The sequence below is a fragment of the Sphingomonas daechungensis genome (genome assembly GCF_039543105.1).
Taxonomy (GTDB): domain Bacteria; phylum Pseudomonadota; class Alphaproteobacteria; order Sphingomonadales; family Sphingomonadaceae; genus Sphingomicrobium; species Sphingomicrobium daechungense.
On the sequence record NZ_BAABJC010000001.1, the window covers coordinates 722,109 to 737,306 of the forward strand.

Annotated in this window: 19 protein-coding genes and 1 tRNA gene; 7 read left to right on the top strand and 13 right to left on the bottom strand. The window is 62.9% G+C overall.

The window, feature by feature from the left end:
- The 3 genes from ABD928_RS03795 to ABD928_RS03805 all read right to left on the bottom strand — a co-directional run bounded on the left by ABD928_RS03795 (nucleotide 1) and on the right by ABD928_RS03805 (nucleotide 1,656).
- Nucleotides 1-456 carry a DUF192 domain-containing protein gene (locus ABD928_RS03795; RefSeq protein ID WP_345166233.1) on the bottom strand — a complete coding sequence of 152 codons (456 nt, stop codon included), beginning with the start codon at nucleotides 454-456 and terminating at the stop codon, nucleotides 1-3.
- 8 nt (nucleotides 457-464) lie between these two features.
- Nucleotides 465-1,043, bottom strand: coding sequence for a cold-shock protein (locus ABD928_RS03800; RefSeq protein WP_187714487.1), 579 nt, complete (start codon nucleotides 1,041-1,043; stop codon nucleotides 465-467).
- Nucleotides 1,044-1,104: 61 nt separating this feature from the next.
- Complete coding sequence (locus tag ABD928_RS03805; RefSeq protein ID WP_187715929.1) at nucleotides 1,105-1,656, bottom strand: regulatory protein RecX; 552 nt, start codon at nucleotides 1,654-1,656, stop codon at nucleotides 1,105-1,107.
- 48 nt (nucleotides 1,657-1,704) lie between these two features.
- On the opposite strand from ABD928_RS03805, the gene ABD928_RS03810 reads away from it, so the two are divergent.
- The 5 genes from ABD928_RS03810 to nusG all read left to right on the top strand — a co-directional run bounded on the left by ABD928_RS03810 (nucleotide 1,705) and on the right by nusG (nucleotide 5,014).
- Nucleotides 1,705-3,522, top strand: a complete 1,818-nt coding sequence (locus ABD928_RS03810; RefSeq protein WP_345166236.1) for a fatty acyl-AMP ligase — start codon at nucleotides 1,705-1,707, stop codon at nucleotides 3,520-3,522.
- 67 nt (nucleotides 3,523-3,589) lie between these two features.
- Nucleotides 3,590-4,030 carry an ion channel gene (locus ABD928_RS03815; RefSeq protein ID WP_187714488.1) on the top strand — a complete coding sequence of 147 codons (441 nt, stop codon included), beginning with the start codon at nucleotides 3,590-3,592 and terminating at the stop codon, nucleotides 4,028-4,030.
- A gap of 50 nt (nucleotides 4,031-4,080) precedes the next feature.
- Nucleotides 4,081-4,156: transfer RNA gene (locus tag ABD928_RS03820), tRNA-Trp, on the top strand.
- A gap of 95 nt (nucleotides 4,157-4,251) precedes the next feature.
- Nucleotides 4,252-4,449 carry a preprotein translocase subunit SecE gene (secE, locus tag ABD928_RS03825; RefSeq protein ID WP_187714489.1) on the top strand — a complete coding sequence of 66 codons (198 nt, stop codon included), beginning with the start codon at nucleotides 4,252-4,254 and terminating at the stop codon, nucleotides 4,447-4,449.
- 25 nt (nucleotides 4,450-4,474) lie between these two features.
- Nucleotides 4,475-5,014, top strand: a complete 540-nt coding sequence (gene nusG, locus ABD928_RS03830) for a transcription termination/antitermination protein NusG (RefSeq protein WP_345166241.1) — start codon at nucleotides 4,475-4,477, stop codon at nucleotides 5,012-5,014.
- 198 nt (nucleotides 5,015-5,212) lie between these two features.
- On the opposite strand, the gene ABD928_RS03835 is transcribed toward nusG, so the two are convergent.
- Entirely contained in the window at nucleotides 5,213-5,410 is a 198-nt protein-coding gene (locus ABD928_RS03835) for a hypothetical protein (RefSeq protein ID WP_187714490.1), read from the bottom strand.
- Nucleotides 5,411-5,625: 215 nt separating this feature from the next.
- Between ABD928_RS03835 and rplK the strand changes: the two genes are divergently transcribed.
- Nucleotides 5,626-6,057, top strand: a complete 432-nt coding sequence (rplK, locus tag ABD928_RS03840) for a 50S ribosomal protein L11 (RefSeq protein ID WP_187714491.1) — start codon at nucleotides 5,626-5,628, stop codon at nucleotides 6,055-6,057.
- A 3-nt stretch (nucleotides 6,058-6,060) separates the two neighbouring features.
- Complete coding sequence (rplA, locus tag ABD928_RS03845) at nucleotides 6,061-6,759, top strand: 50S ribosomal protein L1 (RefSeq protein WP_187714492.1); 699 nt, start codon at nucleotides 6,061-6,063, stop codon at nucleotides 6,757-6,759.
- A 61-nt stretch (nucleotides 6,760-6,820) separates the two neighbouring features.
- Here rplA and ABD928_RS03850 read toward each other — a convergent pair whose 3' ends face one another.
- The 9 genes from ABD928_RS03850 to ABD928_RS03890 are packed head-to-tail and all read right to left on the bottom strand — an operon-like array spanning nucleotide 6,821 to nucleotide 15,197.
- Complete coding sequence (locus ABD928_RS03850; RefSeq protein WP_187714493.1) at nucleotides 6,821-7,309, bottom strand: A24 family peptidase; 489 nt, start codon at nucleotides 7,307-7,309, stop codon at nucleotides 6,821-6,823.
- Nucleotides 7,306-8,124, bottom strand: coding sequence for a tetratricopeptide repeat protein (locus ABD928_RS03855; RefSeq protein WP_345166248.1), 819 nt, complete (start codon nucleotides 8,122-8,124; stop codon nucleotides 7,306-7,308). The genes ABD928_RS03850 and ABD928_RS03855 overlap by 4 nt, the downstream gene beginning before the upstream one ends.
- Nucleotides 8,121-9,509, bottom strand: coding sequence for a LytR C-terminal domain-containing protein (locus ABD928_RS03860; RefSeq protein WP_345166251.1), 1,389 nt, complete (start codon nucleotides 9,507-9,509; stop codon nucleotides 8,121-8,123). The genes ABD928_RS03855 and ABD928_RS03860 overlap by 4 nt, the downstream gene beginning before the upstream one ends.
- 1 nt (nucleotide 9,510) lies before the next feature.
- Complete coding sequence (locus tag ABD928_RS03865; protein ID WP_345166254.1) at nucleotides 9,511-10,482, bottom strand: type II secretion system F family protein; 972 nt, start codon at nucleotides 10,480-10,482, stop codon at nucleotides 9,511-9,513.
- 4 nt (nucleotides 10,483-10,486) lie between these two features.
- On the bottom strand, nucleotides 10,487-11,488 hold the full coding sequence (locus ABD928_RS03870; protein WP_187714495.1) for a type II secretion system F family protein: 1,002 nt from the start codon (nucleotides 11,486-11,488) through the stop codon (nucleotides 10,487-10,489).
- Entirely contained in the window at nucleotides 11,485-12,867 is a 1,383-nt protein-coding gene (locus ABD928_RS03875) for a TadA family conjugal transfer-associated ATPase (RefSeq protein WP_345166258.1), read from the bottom strand. Before ABD928_RS03875 ends, ABD928_RS03870 begins: the two co-directional genes overlap by 4 nt.
- A gap of 3 nt (nucleotides 12,868-12,870) precedes the next feature.
- Nucleotides 12,871-14,073 (bottom strand): CpaE/TadZ family protein, encoded by a 1,203-nt coding sequence (locus ABD928_RS03880; RefSeq protein WP_345166261.1) that lies wholly within the window; start codon nucleotides 14,071-14,073, stop codon nucleotides 12,871-12,873.
- A gap of 9 nt (nucleotides 14,074-14,082) precedes the next feature.
- Nucleotides 14,083-14,700 carry a TadE/TadG family type IV pilus assembly protein gene (locus tag ABD928_RS03885; protein ID WP_345166264.1) on the bottom strand — a complete coding sequence of 206 codons (618 nt, stop codon included), beginning with the start codon at nucleotides 14,698-14,700 and terminating at the stop codon, nucleotides 14,083-14,085.
- Entirely contained in the window at nucleotides 14,697-15,197 is a 501-nt protein-coding gene (locus ABD928_RS03890) for a TadE/TadG family type IV pilus assembly protein (RefSeq protein WP_187714498.1), read from the bottom strand. The genes ABD928_RS03885 and ABD928_RS03890 overlap by 4 nt, the downstream gene beginning before the upstream one ends.
- Nucleotide 15,198 lies beyond the last annotated feature (1 nt).

The window sequence follows — 15,198 nt, forward strand, 5'->3', positions numbered from 1 at the left end:
TCAATGAGGCCAGTTGACCTTGTCGCCCTCCTTTATGTGAAGCTCGGCAGCGCGCCCGCCAGGAATTTCAAGGACAGCAGACACCGCCTCGAGCGAAGGAATTGGCTCCAGGGACATCGGGACGGCATTTTCCGCGATGCGCCCCACGGTGCCGTTCGGGCGAATGAACACCAGGTCGAGCGGGATGAGCGTATTCTTCATCCAGAAGCTTGCGTCGGTCGGCGGATCGTAAGGGAAAATCATGCCTCGGTCGGGCGCGAGCGACTCCCGGAACATCAGGCCTCGCGCCTGCTGCTCAGGCGTGCGAGCGATTTCGACCGTGAATTTGTGCGTTCCCGAAGACGAATGAATCGTGAGTGGAACCTGTTCGAGGCCGGCGGAGGACTTCTCGGCAACTTGAGGGGCAGTCGTTGCCGAACCGCAAGCGCTGCTCGCCGCAATAGCCGCCGCAGCCAACGCGCGGCCTAGGAGTCCGAATGCAGTTCGACCGCGGTCAGGCCTTTCTTCCCCTCGGCTATGCGCGCCAGCACGTGCTGTCCCGGCTGCAGGTCCCCGACATCCGAGTTCCGGACGGTCTCCATATGAACGAAAATATCGTGCGCGTCCGGGTCCCCGACGCGGTTGACGAAGCCGTAGCCTTTTACGCGATTGAACCATTTCACCTCTACAGGTTCGAACTCACCGGCCGAATCCGACAAGGCCTTACGGTCTATGTCCTTGCTCGTCGAGCGGGCAACCCTGGGCGGAGGAACGACGGCGGAGCCAACGTCGATCGAGATGACCTTCTTGGCCTGGAGCCCGCGATCGAGCCGCATCGGGACGACTTCCACGATCGCGCCTTCCGGCAAGCTCCTGCGGCCATGCTCCCGCAAGACACTGAAATGTATGAGGATATCGCCGTCGATGGAATCGCTGATCAGAAAGCCGAAGCCTCGCGTGGCATCGAACCACTTCACTCGGCCAACGACCGCCTCCATCTCCGACGAATCGTCAGCGACCGCCTCGGCGTCGTCGAGCGGATGATGTTCGGGCTGTGTTGCCATTCCTGACTTCTCGCGCTGCACAATACACTACTAACATGTGTCTAAGTGTCGTGAAACCGACTTAACGACTCTTCTCTTGCAGGTCGTTAAGGTCCGGTTCGCTGCCAGGTTCAGCGTCGATCACTGCTTTCGCCAGTTCAAAGCGGTGGCCGGCGCGGATCATGGCCGCGAGCGCCTTCTCTCTCCCATTTCGATCGGGTGGAACATCAGCAAAAGGCCCTAGGTGACGCCTGCGGGCAAATCGCAATGCCGAGCGAGCCGCTTCCTCCGCCGCCAGATTCTGTGCGGCCGCTCCGTCTTCCTCATCGATTCCAGCTGCACGAAGGGCTTGAGCGACGCGATGCCCGCCGTAGCCCCGCTCCGAAAGCAAACGAGATTTCGACATCGCATAGAGGGCGTCATCGACCAGGCCGCTAGCCGCTATGCGCTCCACCAGCGTCTCGATTTCGGGCTCTCGGTCACCATCCCAGCCGCGCTCGCGAACCTTGCGATTCAAATAGTTGACCAGCTTGGCCCGCGTCGTTGCAAACTTGCCCACGTAGAAAAGGGCGAGTTCGTGGAGGCTTTCGCCGTTTAACGGCTTTCGCGGTCGGGCGGACCGTCGGACATGCATCGGCCCAATTTGTGCCACACTCGCACACCAGTACAAGTCATCCCACTGATGAGGTGGGCGACAGGCCGCGCCTTTGGCGGGCATTTTGATGATGGTGAAGGCTTGCTCGACCGCAACAACACGATCGTAGCCGACCTCGCTCCCGCAGGCGCAACGCCGACCCTGGACTCGCTCCCGCGACGCGTGGCGGACTTTGCGACCCTGGGCGAGGCGCTCGACTACGCGGCGCGCGGGCGTCGCGGCATGAATTTCCACGACGCGCGCGGCACGCTGGTCAGGGCTTACCCCTTTGCCGAGCTGCGCGAGGACGCGCTTGCCCATGCGCAGCGCTTCATGGCGCTAGGACTGAGGCCGGGTGAGCGCCTGGCCCTCATCGCAGAGACGGGTCCCGAGTTTGCGGCCTGCTTCTTCGGCGCCGTTTACGCCGGCCTATGGCCTGTACCGCTGCCTCTGCCGACCAGCTTCGGCGGCCGCGAGGCCTATGTCGAGCAGCTTCGAGTCATGCTCACAAGCAGCGACCCGTCACTGTTTGTCTGCTCGGCCGAACTGATCTCTTATGCGGAAGAGGCCGCCGCTGGACGGACTACTTCCGTGCGCTCCTGGGATAGCCTCGGCGAAGTCGTCTCGAGTGAGAGCGAGTTGCCGATCCCCGACGCCGACGATGTCGCTTATCTCCAATATTCCAGCGGATCGACGCGCTTCCCGCATGGCGTGGCTGTCACGCATCGCCAGCTTCTGTCGAATCTCCATGCTCATGGTGTCGGCCTGGAGGTCATCGAGACTGACCGCGTTATTTCATGGCTTCCCTGGTACCACGATATGGGGCTGGTCGGATGCATGCTGTCGCCGATCGCGCTTCAGCTCTCCACCGACTACCAGAAGACCGAAGACTTCGCCCGCCGCCCACTTGCGTGGCTCGACATGGTCACGCGCAATCCCGGTACCAGCGTCAGTTACTCGCCGACCTTTGGCTACGACATTTGCGCTCGTCGTATGTCGTCACAGACCCGCGCGGAAGATCGCTTCGACCTGTCGCGCTGGCGGATTGCCGGCAATGGCGCCGACATGATCCGGCCCGACGTGATGCAGGCCTTCGTCGACGCCTTCGCAGATGCCGGCTTCAAGGCCGCCGCATTCTGCCCAAGCTACGGCCTGGCCGAGGCGACGCTTGCCGTTTCCTTGATGCCGCCGGGTGAAGGTATCCGCATCGAGCTGGTCGAAGAGACCGTCCTGAACGGCGGCGACAACGGCTCGCCGGAGCGTCCGCGCCGGTACCGGGCGGTCGTCAATTGCGGAAAGCCGGTCCGCGGAATGGAAATCGAAATCCGCGGTGAGGATGGTGCTTTGCTCGAAGACCGCGGCATCGGTCGCGTTTTCGTCCGCGGTTCGTCGGTCATGCACAGCTACTATCGTGATCCGGAAGCCACCGCCGCCTGCCTGAAGGACGATTGGCTGGATACCGGCGACATGGGCTACATGTCGGGCGGCTACATCTTCATCGTCGGCCGCGCGAAGGACATGATCATCATCAACGGCCGCAATCACTGGCCGCAGGACATCGAGTGGGCGGTCGAGCAGCTTCCCGGCTTCAAGTCCGGCGATATCGCCGCCTTCGCGATCACGGGTCCGTCAGGCGAGGAAACCCCGGCCGTCCTTGTTCACTGCCGAGTCTCGGATCCCACCGAACGTGGCCGGCTTCGCGATGACATCCGTGAGCGGGTTCGCGCGATCACCGGCATCACGCCGATCGTCGAACTCGTCCCGCCGCGGTCCTTGCCCCGCACGAGTTCGGGCAAGCTGTCTCGGACCAAGGCACGCAATCTCTACCTCTCCGGCGAGATTCAGCCCTTCGACATCGCTGCCTGAAATCAGGTCTTCAGCAACGTAAGTTAGTCTGCCATCGTAGCCGCTTTCCGCGTGCAGGAGAGCGCCGTTGAGCGATGAAGTCATTGTCGTCGACCTTGGCTTACAGTTGGCCGTGGTCACGGCGTTCATTGTGCTGATGGTCGTGGTTCACAGCGCAGGCCTCGTGGCCATCTCGAAGGTCCTGCACCTTCACGACGATCGCGCCATACCCAACGAATTCGGCCTTCGCGCTTCATTCCTCATGGGAACTTACGGGCTGCTACTATTCACGTTGCACTTCTTCGAGATCTACCTTTTCGCGCTCTTTTATCGTCACGTCGGGGCGTTAAGGTCGATGGAAGCGGCGCTTTATTATTCAGCGTCCTGCTACGCCACGCTCGGGTCCGCACCCGCTCATTTCGACGAGGAATGGCGGCTGCTCGGTTCACTCGAAGCGCTGATCGGCTTCGTCCTGATCGGCTGGTCGACAGCGTTCATGGTCGGGACGCTTCGCAAGATCATCAATTGAACGCCGCCCTTGCGCGCCCGTCGTTCGCCGCATAAGTCGCGCCTCGGCCTAGGGGTATAGCTCAGTTGGTAGAGCATCGGTCTCCAAAACCGAGGGTCGTGGGTTCGAGTCCCTCTGCCCCTGCCAGCCTTGAAGACTCAAGCCGGTATCGCTAAGTCGCTTTCAGCTCCGTCGGCCTCCGGGTCCGCGGAGCGTTTTTCTATCTCGAAGAGGCAATGTCGGTGGCGAAGACCTCCCCAGGCGAATTCATCAGGCAGGTACGCAGCGAAGCGTCGAAGGTCGTCTGGCCGACCTGGGCGGAGACTGTCCGCACCGCAATCATGGTTTTCATCATGACCGCCCTCCTTGCCATCTTCTTTTTCGCGACCGATTCGTTCTTCAGCGCGATCGTCAAATTCCTGCTTGGCCTGATCGGCTAGCGAGCAACGGGGAACTCAACACATCATGTCCCGCTGGTACATCATCCACGCATACTCAGGCTTCGAGAACAAGGTGAAGGACGCGATCCTTTCCGAAGCTACGCGCCTTGGCCTCGAAACCCAGGTCGAAGCCGTCGAAGTCCCGACCGAGAAGGTCACCGAGATTCGCCGCGGCAAGAAGGTCACGTCGGACCGCAAGTTCTTCCCCGGCTACGTTCTCGCCAAGCTGGCGATGAACGACCAGGTCTATCACCTTGTGAAGAACACACCGAAGGTCACCGGCTTCCTCGGGCCCGGCGGCAAGCCGCAGCCGATCACCGAAGCCGAGGCCGCGCGCATCCTTTCGACCAAGGAAGAGGCTGCGTCCGCCGCGCCGAAGCAGAAGGTCAATGTCGACTATGAGATCGGTGATGCCGTGAAGGTGCTCGACGGTCCGTTCGCGAGCTTCAACGGTGTTGTCGAGGAACTCGACTTCGACCGCGGCCGCGTAAAGGTCTCTGTCTCGATCTTCGGTCGCGCGACCCCCGTCGAACTCGAATTCGAGCAGGTCGAACGGGTCAAGTAGCCCACGAACGAAAGCGACCCGGCCGCCTTGGGGTGTGGCCGGATCGCTCCGTTTCTTCAGCAGGGCTAGTCGCCGAAGGTCGAGGTCCGTGACGCAGGTCGCTCACCGCCCCCCGAACCTCTCGCCCGCACTACGAAGGCGAAAAGCGCACTGGTACTTATCGTTCGATAAGTCGGACAGCCGACATTCCCGACGGCGTCACGCCTGAATGAAAGTGATGAGCGCGACGGCCATGAAAGTCGCGCCGAGCACGGCCGTGAAGCCCGCGAGGACCGCCGCTCCTTGGCGCGTGTGCAGCCTCCCGCGCCTGCGGGCATACAAGCCGCCGCTCAGCATCAGGACTCCCAGGAACAAGGCCAGGAAACTGCCGATACTGACGAGGTCGATATATTCCACAAACTCCTCCGAGGTTTCTCAGGGGCTCAACTCCCTGCCGCCCGGTTGGATGCAGTGAATAACCTGCATTGAGACGGCGCGCTTTCGCCTTGCGTTGGATTTGCCTCTCTGCCTGCCTTCCGCTATGGGCCGCGGCTTCCGAGACATTATCGGAAAATGCTGCGGGAGTTCGCCTCGGCGTCCGCTTGGACCGCTAAACTTGAAATGAGAGTGAAATGGCAAAGAAGATAACCGGCTATATCAAGCTGCAGGTGCCCGCGGGCATCGCAAACCCGTCGCCGCCGATCGGCCCGGCGCTGGGTCAGCGCGGCGTCAACATCATGGAATTCTGCAAGGCGTTCAACGCCGCCACGCAGGAGCTCGAGAAGGGCGCTCCGATCCCGACGGTCATCACTGTCTATGCGGATCGCAGCTTCTCCTTCGCGACGAAGACGCCTCCGGCGAGCTTCCTCCTGAAGAAGGCAGCGAACCTCAAGTCGGGCTCGAAGGAGCCGGGCAAGGTCAGCGCGGGCACCATCAAGCGCTCGAAGCTGGCGGAAATCGCCGAGGCCAAGATGAAGGACCTCAACGCCAACGACATCGAGGCGGCAACGAAGATCATCGAAGGCTCCGCTCGCGCGATGGGCCTCCAGGTTGTGGAGGGCTAAGCCATGACGAAGCAGACGAAGAAGCAAAAGGCCCAGGCTGGCGCAGTCGATCGTGAGAAGTTCTACGCGGTGGACGAAGCGCTTTCACTCGTGAAGCAGAACGCGACCTCGAAGTTCGACGAGACCGTTGAAGTTGCGCTCAACCTCGGTGTCGATCCGCGCCACGCCGACCAGATGGTTCGCGGCGTCGTCAACCTGCCGAAGGGCACCGGCAAGACTGTCCGCGTCGCCGTGTTCGCCAAGGGCGCGAAGGCAGACGAGGCCACCGCAGCCGGCGCCGACAAGGTCGGCGCGGAAGACCTCATGGAAGAGATGCAGAGCGGCAAGCTCGATTATGACCGCGTCATCGCGACGCCGGACATGATGGGCGTCGTTGGCCGTCTCGGTAAGGTGCTGGGTCCCAAGGGCCTGATGCCGAACCCGAAGCTCGGCACCGTCACCATGGACGTCACTAAGGCCGTCACCGACGCCAAGTCGGGCCAGGTCGAGTTCCGCGTCGAGAAGGCTGGCATCATCCACGCCGGCATCGGCAAGGCGAGCTTTGCTCAAGAAGACCTGAAGGCGAACTTCGACGCGTTCCTCGACGCGATCGTCAAGGCCAAGCCGTCGGGAGCCAAGGGCAAGTTCGTGAAGAAGATTGCGATCAGCTCGACCATGGGTCCGGGCGTCAAGATCGACAGCACGGAGATCGCGGGCGCCTAACGGCTTCCACGGTTGAAGAAAGTACGGCCGGGCTCCCCTTGGGGGCTCGGCCTTTTCTTTGTCAGATTCGCTGGAATCCCATCGCGATCAGCCCGCCGGCAGCAATCGCGACACCGTAGGGAATGCCTCCGCCCGGTCGGAGGAGGATGATCCGCTTGCGCGCGTCGTCACTCCAGTTGAACGAGCGCACCGCCAACACCAGCAGCGCCAGGACACCGCCGGCCAAGGCCACCGCGACCATCATCCACAATGCGCCCTTGAGATCGAACCAGAGACCGAGCGCGGCGAGCAGCTTGACGTCTCCTCCACCCAGCTTCCCGGCCGCAAACATCGGAGTGCCCAGAAGGAGCAGGACGATGAATACCGCACCGTTTTGCCAAAGCGAGAGCTGTGGCCCGGTCAGAAAGGCCGCGAGAACCGCTCCGGCCAGGACGAGCAACACCACGATGTTCGCAATGCGCAGCCTCACGGCATCCTCGACGGCAGCAGCAAGAAGCAGGACGGTGAGGACGATCGCCAGCCACTGCGGCGACAATGCAGCGAGGTTCACTTTTTCGGCACCGCCATGGCAAGGTTGTTGGCCGCGCGCGCATAATATTGCGTCCGCACCTCGATCGCCTGGGTGAAGGCCGCGACGGCTTTCTTGTTGTTCCCCTGGAGCCTCGCAACGACGCCGGCGTCATTCAGACGCGCGGCCCAATCGACCTCGCTCTCCCCTGCCCGTCGCTGAGGCAGGTCCTCGCTGACGGCAGCACGCGCAAGCTCCAGGTTGGCCGCGATGCGCGGATTCTTCGGATCCAGCGTCGAGGCCCGCTCCAGCTTGCCGAACGCTTCATTCCAATTTCCCCGAGCCAGCAAAGACCAGCCGTAATTGTTCAGCACTTCCGCTCGGTCAGGCGCGAGCGCCGTAGCGCGAGAGTAGGATTCGTCGGCGACGGCCCAATCGCCGCGGTAGTCCGCCGCAACCCCCCGCGCGTTCCAGGCCCGCCACGTCGCAGTCGGGAAGCTCGTCGCCCGATCCAGCAGCTTCGCTCCCTGGGCGACGTCCCCCGCCTTCATGGCCGCGATCCCCGCATGCTCATACATCACGCCGTCGGACGGGTTCGACGCCAGCAGCGGGAGGTAGCGCGGCAGCGCACCCTGATAGTCACCCGACGCATAGGCCAGCTCGGCGAGAAGGCGGTCGATCTCCGGCCCGGTTACGCCCGCCTTGACCGCATTGGCGATCATCAGGCGTGCTTGTTCGAGGCGGCCCGCCTGGATCGCGAACGCGGCTTCGCTGAGCGATGGCACCGGGGGCTGAACCGCTGGTGCCGGTACGGGCTTTGCAGCCGCGAGAGCGGCCGAAAGCAGCAGTGCAATCATGCGCTGGCCCGACGAAGCGCCGGCCGTCGTGCGGCATCGCTGCCGAGGAGAATGACGATATGCGCTCCCGATGCTCGCGGAGCCATCGGGAATCCAAACTGCGTCGAAAGCCGCTGCGCCACGACGCGCTTGTCCGCCGGATACAGGATGACGCTACGCGAACGCGTAGCGAGTGCGTTGCCGATGCTGAGACCACGCCACCCCCGAGCGTTCAGCCACATGCGGGTCCTCGCCGCCAGCCGATCGACCCGCGCGGCATTGAGAAGGCGAACCTTCACGGGGATCGCATTGGCGCTGGCCTCTCGGAGCGGAACGAACCGAACCGTCGTGCTCCTGGAGGACAATGCGACCGTGGTCGGCTGCCACACGGGCTTCGGAACCGTCACCAGCGCAATCTCGCCCATCGAAATCCGTTCGAGATGCGGACCCCGCTCCTCCGCGAACGACAGCCGCTGCGGCGTTTCGTCGAAGGGTCTGGCGAGATAGGGAGTCATCAAGTCGCCCGCGACCTCGACGCGCATCGGCTGCGGCGGGGCTGCGCTGTCGGCTAGCTGCACGGGAGCGGCACCGAACGCTCGCTTGGCAACCGGCACGGTCGCCGGCTGAATCGGCCGGACCGCAGGAAGCTTGATCGAAACCGATTGGGGCGAGCTCGCTGTCTGCATGACGGGTGCATTTTGCGGGGCCGGCGTTGCCACGCGCTCCACCACGGCCATTTCGACACGTCCCGTTTGCCCGGGCGCAACGTTCAGCGTGACGGGCGCGGGAGCCGGAACAGCCAGATAGACCGGTGCCTCGGCGAACGTGCGCGCGGGCAGTTGAACCTCGGCAACCGCGACATCCGCCGCCGGGGCGGGGCGATTGGGCGAAGCGATACGCTCGGCTGGCGCCGGCGCTGTGACTGGCGCAGGCACGACCTCGACCTCGGCGACATACTCTGCCGAATCCAGGGCCTGGCTGGCCGCCATTCGCGCAGCAATCTCCTCGCGCACTGCAATCGCTTCATCCGTACGACCCTGAAGCTGCAGCGAGCTCACAAGGGCCGCGAGGATCTGCGTATCGCCCGGAGCGAGCGCGAGCGCCGCTTCGTAATTCCGGCGCGACAGGTCGTACCGCCCCATCTGGTCGTAGCATTGCGCCATTCCGACCAATGCGTCCGTGCTGTTGGGATCGTCGCGCGCCGCCATGCGATAAGCGCTGAGCGCCAAAGCCACGTTGCCGAGCGCGAACTGGCCGCGGGCCTCCGCGATCCTCGCCGGAACCGGCTGCTTGCCCTCGGCAATCGGGGTAGGCGTCGAGCGAATGGATAGCTTCCCGTCCTCTCCGCAGCCGCCGACCATCGTCACGATGGTGACCGAAACAAGGAATTTAGCCCCCCGCTTCATATCAACCTCCCCCTAGATTCGGGACGACGCTACGAATGACCCGGATTGCGGCCGGAAGCATCAGCACCCCGATCATGACGGGAAGCATGCATCCGACCAATGGAACCGAAAGCAAAACCGGCAGCCTGTGCGCTTTTTCCTCAGCGCGCATTCGGCGGCGTTCACGCATTTCAGCGGCATAGACGCGCAGCGTCTGGGCAATCGACGAACCCAGCTTCGATGACTGGATGAGCAGGGTTGCGAAAGCGCGAATTTCTTCAGCGCCCGCACGGTCGGCCATACGCCGCAAGGCGTCCTCATGGCTCCGCCCCGCGCGAAGCTCGAGCACCACGGCGCCGAATTGCTCGGCCAGGCGCGGATGCGAATTGGTCATTTCCATGCCGACGCGAGCGAAAGCGGAGTCCATGCCGAGGCCTGCCTCGACGCAGACCAGCATCAGGTCCAGCGCGTCCGGGAAGCCGTTGATGATTTCCTGTTGCCTGCGGTCCGCCCGAGCCGCGAGGAACACAGCCGGGATGTAAAGGCCGGCCAGCGCGGCAATCACGACGACCGCATAGAGCTTCAGAATGCTCGGCGTTGAGTTCGTTGCCCACAGCAGAGCGAAGATCAGCAGCGGCAGTCCGATGACGAGCACGAGGCGAATGAGGGTGTAGAGACGCGGAGCGTAAGGCGCGGTGAAGCCCGCAGCGACCAGCTTCTTGCGAACGGAGTCATCGCGGGTGTCGACCAGCGACAGGCCCGCGCCTTCAATCCCATTGACCAGCTTCAGCCAGGCATTTTCCGTATCCTGGCTGCGAAGCGAAGCTCCGACCACTGGATGATCCGAGAAATCCCCATCGACCAGCCGGCGACGCGACATCTGCCGCGCCGTGAAGGCACCGGTGGCGAAATAGGCTCCGGCCGCGACGAGCGCGAACAGGCCAAGCAGGACGCCGAGGCGGATGATCGGATAATCGGTAAACAACTGGGTCATCGCATCACACCTTCAGGTCGACCAGCTTGCGGATGCTGACGAAGCCGATGACGTACATCATGATCAGCCCGATGAAGCCCGGCATGAACATCGGGTCGTCGGCGACGTCGAGGTAGAATCCGGGGTTCATGATGAACAGCATCGCAAACGCGAACAGCGGCAGGACGGTCAGCATGATCGCCGTCATCCGCCCTTCGCTCGAAAGCGCGCGGACCTTGAGATACATCGAATGCCGCTCGCGGATCACGGTCGACAGATTGTCGAGGATCTCGGCGAGATTACCGCCGGTTTCGCTCTGTACCGAGAGCGAGACGACGAACATGCGCATGTCTTCGAGATCCCAGCGGTCGGCCATTGCCTGCAGCGCGTCGCGCAGCTCGGCGCCGTAGGTCACCTCGTCGACGACGACCCCGAATTGGCTTCCGATCGGATCCGGCATCTCCACGGTCAGCAGGTCGAGAGCTGCCGCAATCGGGTGCCCTGCGCGAAGGCCGCGGACAAAGACGTCGAGCGCAGTTGGGAACTGCTCCTGCATCTTCTTGCGCGTCCGGTTGGCGCGGAAATTCAGGTACATGATCGGCAGGAATGCGCCCACGACGCCCGCGAACGTCGCGATCATCAGAAACCGGCCCATTGCGAACGGCACCTGAAGCAAGGCCATCAGCAGCACGATCAGGAAGAAGATCGCCACCGGGGCGAGCAGGATCATCAGGATCAGGCGCCCGGTCGGAACGGTCACCTGCGCAGCGACGAGCATGCGCTCGAACTTTTGCCCGATATGCTGGAACATCACCGGCAGGTGAGCCGAAAAATTACTCTGCTTCCGCCGCAGCAGGCTCATCGTCTGTTCGCGGTCGCGGCCTTCGCCGATCATCCGCAGGCGCAGGTTGATGGCTTTCCCTTCGGCCCGATTGCTGGCCATCCAGCCGACCATGACTTCAACGAGCAGCAGGACCGCACCGAAGGTGCAGCCAAGGATCAGTGCTTTGAGCCAGGCGTCGTTCATCCCTCGAGCTTCGCGTCAGGTCGGAAGAGATCGGCGGACAATGTGACGCCGTGCGCCATCACCTGCTCGATGAACTTGGGCCGGATGCCGGTCGCTTCGAACTTGCCGAGAACCTGTCCGTCAGAAGCGATGCCAGTCTGACGGAAGCGGAAGATCTCCTGCATCGTCACGACTTCGCCTTCCATACCGGTCAGCTCCGACAGGCTGAGCAACTTGCGGCGGCCGTCGGACAGGCGCCCGATCTGGATCACGACGTTGAGAGCGGACGAAATCTGCGCTCTCGCCGAGCGAGCCGGAATGTCGATACCGCTCATGCCGATCATCTGCTCGACGCGCGACAGAGCGTCACGAGCAGTATTGGCGTGGACGGTCGTCATCGACCCATCGTGGCCCGTGTTCATGGCCTGAAGCATGTCGAAGGCCTCACCGGCGCGAACCTCGCCGACGATGATGCGATCGGGACGCATACGCAGCGAGTTCTTGACGAGTTCACGCTGAGTAATCTCGCCCTTGCCTTCGATGTTCGGCGGACGGGTTTCCAGCCGAACGACATGTTCCTGCTGAAGCTGGAGTTCGGCCGAGTCTTCGATCGTGACGATGCGCTCGCGATTGTCGATGTAGGCCGACATTGCATTCAGCATCGTCGTCTTGCCCGAACCGGTACCGCCCGAGATGAGGACGTTACGGCGCGACTTCACGACGGCCTTCAGCACTTCGGCGACCTGCGCGGGAACGCTGCCGATCTCGATCAGGCGATCCATGCTGATCGGCACGCGCGCGAATTTACGAATAGACATGGACGCGCCGTCGATCGCCAGTGGCGGGACAATCGCGTTGACGCGGCTTCCGTCCGCAAGGCGGGCATCCACCATCGGCGCAGACTCGTCGATACGCCGGCCTACCGCCGAAACGATCTTCTGGATGATGCGGAACAGGTGCCGCTCGTCCTTGAACCGCACGTTGGTATGCTCGAGGACGCCATACTTCTCGACGAACACCTGGTTGTAGCCGTTGATGAGAATGTCGGTAATCGTCGGGTCCTTGAGCAATGGCTCGATTGGGCCCAGGCCCAGCAACTCATCCAGGACATCGCCGACGAGTGCCTTGCGCTCGGCATTGTTGAGCGCCTGGTTCTGCTTCGACAGCTCTTCGTAGACGATATCGCCGACTTCGGCCTCGATCTGCTGGCGCGACATCTTGTCGAGCGCCTGCAGGTTGATGACGTCCAGCAACCGCTGGTGAAGCTCGACCTTCAGGTCGGTGTGCGTATCGCGATTGGCGAATGCGCCGGCGTCACCGACGGTTACGATTCGGAGGTCTTCCGCCGATCTCGGGGCTTCGATTTCCTCTGAGCCTGCCTTTTTGCGAACTTGCCACATGTCTTAGCGCTCCCGCCCGAAGGCTGCTGCAAGGCCCGCTTCTAACATGTCGATGTCCTTGCCGACCGCGCTCTTGCGCTTGATGTCCGAGATCGGGACGCCCCTCTCGATGGCTGGGACCATCACGCCCGGGTCGTTGGTGATCGTGTAGGAAACGTCACGGCCGAGCGCCTTTTGCACGTCGGCAGGCTTCACGCTCCTCAATAGCCCCTTCTCGAAGCGATTGACGATTACCCGCAGGTCGACGGACGCCAGGTCCTGCTCACGCAGCAGGTCTAGCTGGCGGCGCGCACGGTGGAGGCCGCTGACGCTGAGCTCGGTGACCAGCAGCACCATGTCGGCCTGGGCCAGAAGCGAGAGCGACCAGTTGGTCCAGCTCGCCGGAAGGTCGACGAAAACCGTCCCGAACTCGCGTTTTGCGATCTCGATGATTTCGATCAGCTGATCGCTGTTCACGGCGTCGAGCGGCATCAAAGACGTGGGCGCCGCGATAACCTTGAGACCGCTGGGATGCGTCGTCGTCGTTGCGCGAAGAAGCTCGCCGTCGATCCGCCCGCCTGCTTCGATCAGGTCGAGGAAAGTCAGCTGCGGACGCAGGCCGAGCTGAAACGCAGCGTTGCCGAACTGGAGATCCAGGTCGAGCAGGCAGACGTCGCGATGAAATCGCTCTTCGTTTTCCGCAGCGCGGATGGCGAGTTGGCTCAGAAGCGAAGTTGCCCCGATACCGCCGACGCTCTTGGTGATGCAGACGACCTTGCCGTTGGCGGGCTGCAGCGCCGAGGCGCTCCGCTTCAGCTGGTCGCGGATCGGCGAGAGCGAGGTTTCGAGGTCGTCGACGTCCAGCGGCAGCGGCACGACGTCGTGTGCGCCGGCGCGGACGAGCTGGCGGACAAGCGCCAGCGGAGGCTCGTATGCCGCGGCGATCAGCGGCGTCCTCGTCGAGGCGGCCAGCTTTTCGAAGCGCCTCATCGAAGCCGGATCGCCCGGATCGACCTGGATTACCGCAGCAGCGCTGCCGGCGAGGTCCTCGGCGTCGATCGGATCTCCGACCTCGCCGACGTTGAGGCTCAGCGGAAAGCCGGCGGCGCTCGCGCCGACCAGCGCCGCGGCATCGCCGTCGGCACCGCTCAGGTACAACTGCACGGCAGCTTCCCGCTTATGGGCCTTCCAGGTCGAGGCCGTCTCGTTAGGGTTGATCACGCTCACCTGCACACCTCAATTCGAAAAATTGCCCTGGCCATCCTCGAGAGTCAGCGAAGCGCTGACGGTCGGGAGTACGAGTCGTCCACCTAGAAACATGAAAATCAAAGGCCGGAACGGAACGCCGGCGGCCTGCACCGTTACGATCGGCGCCACGTCAGAGCCTGTTGGGTCGCCCGCATATCCAAGACCGGAGTTTTCGTATCGAATCGTCACGTTGGACCGGCTGACATAGTTCGCCATCAGGTTCATTCTGTCCGCGACGCGGTTGAACGCAGTGTTGTCCGCCGTCGTGGCAATCCCCGAACAGTTCGAGATGCAACTACATGATGCCGCCGTGCCGTTGGACGTGCATTGCATCGACCCGAACGATGACGTCGGGATCGCGGAGCCCTGTCCAAGCGTAGCCGCGAAGTTCTTCGCAGCGAGGTCGGTTGGCACCATGGTCGTCACGACGGCCATCCGAGCGCCCATCTGCGTCGCCTTTTCGACCTGGTTCAGCATCCACATGTACCGGCCGACATCGATCATCCCGAGCAACAGCAGCACGAGCAGCGGCAGAACCATCGCGAATTCCGCGCCTACGGCACCGCTCGTGCGCCTCCATAGCGCTCTCAGGGGCGTCACGCTCATATGCCCATCACCACGGCCCGCTCTGTGGCTCTCAGTTGGAGACCAGCGGAGTTGAAGCCGATAACTGAAAAGAGCGACGTGTAGGGAACGCTCGCCTGCACGACCACGATCGGGATTTCGGTCCCGGACCCATATGCCGTGACATAAGTCCCGGAGGAATTCGAGACACATGTTGCTGTGACCGAAACCGAAGCGGCGTTCGTCCATCCCGCAAGTCGCGGCGTCCCGCCCGCCGCAAGCTGGTTCGTCCGCGTGACATTTTGCGTATCGGCAACGACGGTGCCGCCGATTGTGCCTGCTGGACATGTGAAATCCGCAAAGCTTTGCCGCGCCGCGAAGCGAGCACCATCGCGAACCGCTTTCACGACGACGTGCTCGGAATAGAAGTAATGACCCAGCTCCATCGACCCGAACATGAGGGCGATGAGCAGGGGCGCGACAAGCGCCATTTCGGCGGCGGCCGCACCGGATTGTTGACGAAGCAAACGCGACAACATG

Bases quoted from the DNA above. Each gene is read 5' to 3' on its own strand.
- ABD928_RS03800 (WP_187714487.1), bottom strand. From the start codon at position 1,043: ATGGCAACACAGCCCGAACATCATCCGCTCGACGACGCCGAGGCGGTC.
- ABD928_RS03805 (WP_187715929.1), bottom strand. From the start codon at position 1,656: ATGCATGTCCGACGGTCCGCCCGACCGCGAAAGCCGTTAAACGGCGAA.
- ABD928_RS03810 (WP_345166236.1), top strand. From the start codon at position 1,705: ATGAGGTGGGCGACAGGCCGCGCCTTTGGCGGGCATTTTGATGATGGT.
- nusG (WP_345166241.1), top strand. From the start codon at position 4,475: ATGTCCCGCTGGTACATCATCCACGCATACTCAGGCTTCGAGAACAAG.
- rplK (WP_187714491.1), top strand. From the start codon at position 5,626: ATGGCAAAGAAGATAACCGGCTATATCAAGCTGCAGGTGCCCGCGGGC.
- rplA (WP_187714492.1), top strand. From the start codon at position 6,061: ATGACGAAGCAGACGAAGAAGCAAAAGGCCCAGGCTGGCGCAGTCGAT.
- ABD928_RS03855 (WP_345166248.1), bottom strand. From the start codon at position 8,124: ATGATTGCACTGCTGCTTTCGGCCGCTCTCGCGGCTGCAAAGCCCGTA.
- ABD928_RS03860 (WP_345166251.1), bottom strand. From the start codon at position 9,509: ATGAAGCGGGGGGCTAAATTCCTTGTTTCGGTCACCATCGTGACGATG.
- ABD928_RS03865 (WP_345166254.1), bottom strand. From the start codon at position 10,482: ATGACCCAGTTGTTTACCGATTATCCGATCATCCGCCTCGGCGTCCTG.
- ABD928_RS03870 (WP_187714495.1), bottom strand. From the start codon at position 11,488: ATGAACGACGCCTGGCTCAAAGCACTGATCCTTGGCTGCACCTTCGGT.
- ABD928_RS03875 (WP_345166258.1), bottom strand. From the start codon at position 12,867: ATGTGGCAAGTTCGCAAAAAGGCAGGCTCAGAGGAAATCGAAGCCCCG.
- ABD928_RS03885 (WP_345166264.1), bottom strand. From the start codon at position 14,700: ATGAGCGTGACGCCCCTGAGAGCGCTATGGAGGCGCACGAGCGGTGCC.
- ABD928_RS03890 (WP_187714498.1), bottom strand. From the start codon at position 15,197: ATGTTGTCGCGTTTGCTTCGTCAACAATCCGGTGCGGCCGCCGCCGAA.